The sequence below is a fragment of the Micromonospora sp. DH14 genome, assembly GCF_029809455.1.
In the GTDB taxonomy this organism is placed as follows: domain Bacteria; phylum Actinomycetota; class Actinomycetes; order Mycobacteriales; family Micromonosporaceae; genus Micromonospora; species Micromonospora parva.
The window spans coordinates 1-3461 of record NZ_JARVKT010000066.1 but is presented as its reverse complement, the minus strand read 5'-3'; the positions used below and the strand labels follow the sequence as shown (position 1 = coordinate 3461).

3 protein-coding genes are annotated in these 3461 nt (G+C 63.3%); 1 reads left to right on the top strand and 2 read right to left on the bottom strand.

Annotated features, from left to right (window positions below; translation table 11 throughout):
• Positions 1–199 precede the first annotated feature (199 nt).
• The gene (locus tag QCZ28_RS34330) at positions 200–1360 is read right to left on the bottom strand and encodes a pentapeptide repeat-containing protein (protein ID WP_279520516.1); all 1161 of its coding nucleotides are present in this window, start codon (positions 1358–1360) and stop codon (positions 200–202) included.
• A 507-nt stretch (positions 1361–1867) separates the two neighbouring features.
• Here QCZ28_RS34330 and QCZ28_RS34325 point away from each other — a divergent pair.
• Positions 1868–2125: a hypothetical protein gene (locus tag QCZ28_RS34325; protein WP_279520515.1), complete on the top strand. Its 258-nt coding sequence runs from the start codon at positions 1868–1870 to the stop codon at positions 2123–2125.
• A 908-nt stretch (positions 2126–3033) separates the two neighbouring features.
• On the opposite strand, the gene QCZ28_RS34320 is transcribed toward QCZ28_RS34325, so the two are convergent.
• Positions 3034–3461 (bottom strand): hypothetical protein (locus QCZ28_RS34320; RefSeq protein WP_279520514.1); only part of this gene is annotated, 428 nt, incomplete at its 5' end.

Here is a 3461-nt window from a genome sequence, read left to right as displayed (position 1 = left end):
GGTGGGGATGCGGCGCGGAGGATGCGAGGCCGCCCCTCCGACCTCAAGGGCGCTTCGCGTCGCTACGCGACGGCCCTACGGCCCGCCCTTGACCCCGGAGCCTCTGCGACCCCTCGGGCCGGCGTTGCCGGCAGGCGGGGGCCTGCCCGGGGTACACGCGCCGCATCCCCACCACGGCCTCCGCGCGTGCCGCGCAACGTCAAGTGGCGCTTGACGCGTCTTCCCGCGAACGAAGCTCGCTAGCGGAAGGCAGGACTGACGAAGCGAGTTCAGATTGAGGAAAGGCCTTCTGATTTTTCAGGTAGTCGGGGAAGATAGTGCGCTCGTCAGTAATGGCATCCTCAAGCTGACTAATTGTAAGACCCTTCACTTCACGGAGGTCGACGCCGCGAAGGTCGGCCTCAAATAGCGCCGCGTCCTTCAAGTTCGACCCGCGCAGGACGGCACCCCGGAAGTCTGAACCATCCAGCAGGGATCCCCGTAGGTCGACCCAGCGGATCAGTGCGCCCCGCAAATCCGAATCAGATAGGTGAGATACCGGGAGATGCGCACCGCTCAGATTTGCCGCACGTAGGTCGCATTCCGACAGGACCACGCCCTTGATCGCCTTAGCCTGAACGAAGTCGGCCCCTCGAAGGTTGGACCCCTCAAAGTGCAGGCCATCAACCCGTCCATGCAAGAGGGCAGCGCCCGCCAAGTTCGTGGTTTTCAGAACTATCCAGGGTGACTCAAACCGCTTCGGCCTCTTATTGAGTGCCGTTAACGCCGTTTGCACGTCGATGGGCAGTGGCTCTCCCACCCATACAAGCTCGCTCTCGTAGTCCTCGTTGAATTCGAGGTCGTCGTCCGAAGCGCGGCTCTTGCCGAGAGGCCGCGACTGGCGCACAAACGCCGCGAGCAGATCCACTACGGCCCGATGATCGCGCGGCGAGTCCTTCATCAGCCTTGCCAATGCGTAAATCGCGCCGATTCGCTCTGCCGGACTTTCTGACACCAGTTGGGTTGCCGCCTTAGTGTAGCGGTCGGCAACCTGTCCTGACTTCGCAAGCAGGTAAGTGCGGGCCGTGAATATGATGGTTGCCAGACCACCGAAAGCAAGGGCGATTTGCAGTAACGTGCTTCGCGCCGAAGTAACGGCCTGCGCCTTCTTTTCAGGGTTTTGAATTGCATCAATGAGAGCGCCGTCAAACCAGAAAGGACCGCGCCAAATTACTAGCGCGACGGCAGAGACTCCGATAACCAAGAGTAGGCTGACGACTAGCCGCCCGAGCCAGACCGGCATAGCGTAGCGCAGCCTCTCACGGGGCCTGTGTGTCTGCACCGAGACAAAATCAATCGCCGCGCTCGCCCACCTGGGCATCGAAGGCACGCCTCGCTCCCTCCGCCTGCTAACCCCGACAGGCTATAGCCCGCCGGGCCGCTTGAGCAGCCTGAGAAAACGACAGGAGTGACTAGGTTACGACAGGCGCGGGCGAGCTCAGGACCGGCAACCAAGCGTCCAACGATCCGTGATCTTGCCCGAGGCGTGCCCGATCGTAGGGTCAACACCGGCCAACAACGCGGTCAACCCGGGCTCGATTCTCATCGCTGCATCCGCAGGGACCGGTCTAATGGCTGCTCAGATGGTGGCCAGCCTGTCGGCTCATGCGGGCGCAAGACACCTTCCAAACTGACGGTCCGGGTGCTGAGTGACTATCTGGGTGACGACGGGTGCGAGCGGCGGCGGACGTGCACGGACGATCGTGGACGGTTGCCGCAGGTGCATGCCCATGACGCCGCAGGTCGGTGAGCCGTGCTGGTTGCCTGGGGGTCAAGGAGTCAGTGCCGCTGGCAGCCCCAACGCCCTAAGGCCGTTAAGTTGTAGGACGTGGAAGACAGCACGGGCGCAGCCTGGCGGGTTCGCGTACGGACTGCGGGTTCGATCGAGCGCGACCGTGAAGCACTTGCCCGCCTGGTCGACGAGGACCAGGACCCCGCCGAGGTCGGCTACTACGAGGCGGTCAGCGATCCAGACGCACGGGCGATGAATCGGGCCCAGCGTTCGTACGCAGGCCAGTACGAGCGCAGGCTACGGCGTCTCTCCGACCGCGCCAGAAACTCTGAGCGTCCGGACCTGAGTGACTAATTGAGTGACGACCGGTGTGCATACCCCCGGACAATCGTGGACGCTAGCGGACCGTCATTGCAGCTCGGCGACGAGATCGAAGTTGGCCTAGCCGGCCCGGAAGTTCCTTCGGGACGAAGATGTCACGCTCCGTCAGCGAGACACTAGCCGACGGAGCGTGACGTCCCATAGGAGCATTTGAACGGCAGGGACGCCTACTGGGCAGGAAAGTGCTGGAGAAGGTGGGCTAGGCCGAGTTGTTCCAGATACTTCCGCATGATGAACGGTGGTGGCTGATTGCTGCGGTAGGGGTTGCTACATGGTCCGGTGTAGAGACCGCCGCCAGGTCCGGTGGAGAGGCCACCGCCGGGTCCGGTGTAAAGGCCACCACCTGGGCCAGTGGAGAGGCCACCACCTGGGCCGGTGTAGAGACCGCCACCGGGTCCGGTGTAGAGGCCGCCGCCAGGGCCGGTGTACATCCCGCCGCCTGGACCGGTGTACATGCCACCGCCCGGCCCTGTATATGCGCCCCCACCTGGACCCGTATAGAGGCCGCCTCCTGGGCCGGTGTACATGCCGCCGCCGGGGCCGGTGTAGCGATCACGAAGCCATGTATTCGAACTCATGATCGAAGGATATCCCCGCTGGCATGCCCGGTACGTGCCCGACCAGTCGGTAATCAAGGGTCAGCAAGGGAGTGGTCGGCGACCAATCCGCCACCCAGCCACCACCGATGGGTTTCCAGTCCCAGCAAGGGCTGAGTAAATATTTGGGTGACGACGGGCACAGAGGGCGGCGAACGTGCACGGACGATCGTGGACGGTTGCCGCAGGTGCGTATCCACGGCAGCGCAGTTCAGCGAGCTGTGTTGGTTGCCTAGGAGTCAAATGGCCCGGTGGCGCGAGCGCGACAACCTCGCCGTAACGGCCCTACTTCTTCATCGTCTTCTTCAAGCTGTAGTAGCCGAGGGAGGCGCCAAGGGCCTGCACATGGTGGGCGACGAACTTCTCAAGATCAAAGTGAGGGTTGTCGGCGCTGACAAGGCTGGAGACGTGTTGGACCGATGCCACCACCAGGTGAAGAAGTATCACCAGAAGCCAGACACGCTGTTCGGGTGTCAGCCTGCGCAGCTGTAGGCGACGCCGCTCTCCTTCCGGAGTCCACAGGGTGGGCTGGACTTCCAGCGACGCCGGAGCGGTGTCCAATAGCCCATTGAGCAGGTTGGCCAGCGGCATCGCGTCGATGAAGCTCTTGCCCAGCGCGGCCTGGATGCCGGTCATGGGCATCGCGTCGATGAAGCTCTTGCCCAGCGCGGCCTGGATGCCGGTCATGGGCATCGCGTCGATGAAGCTCTTGC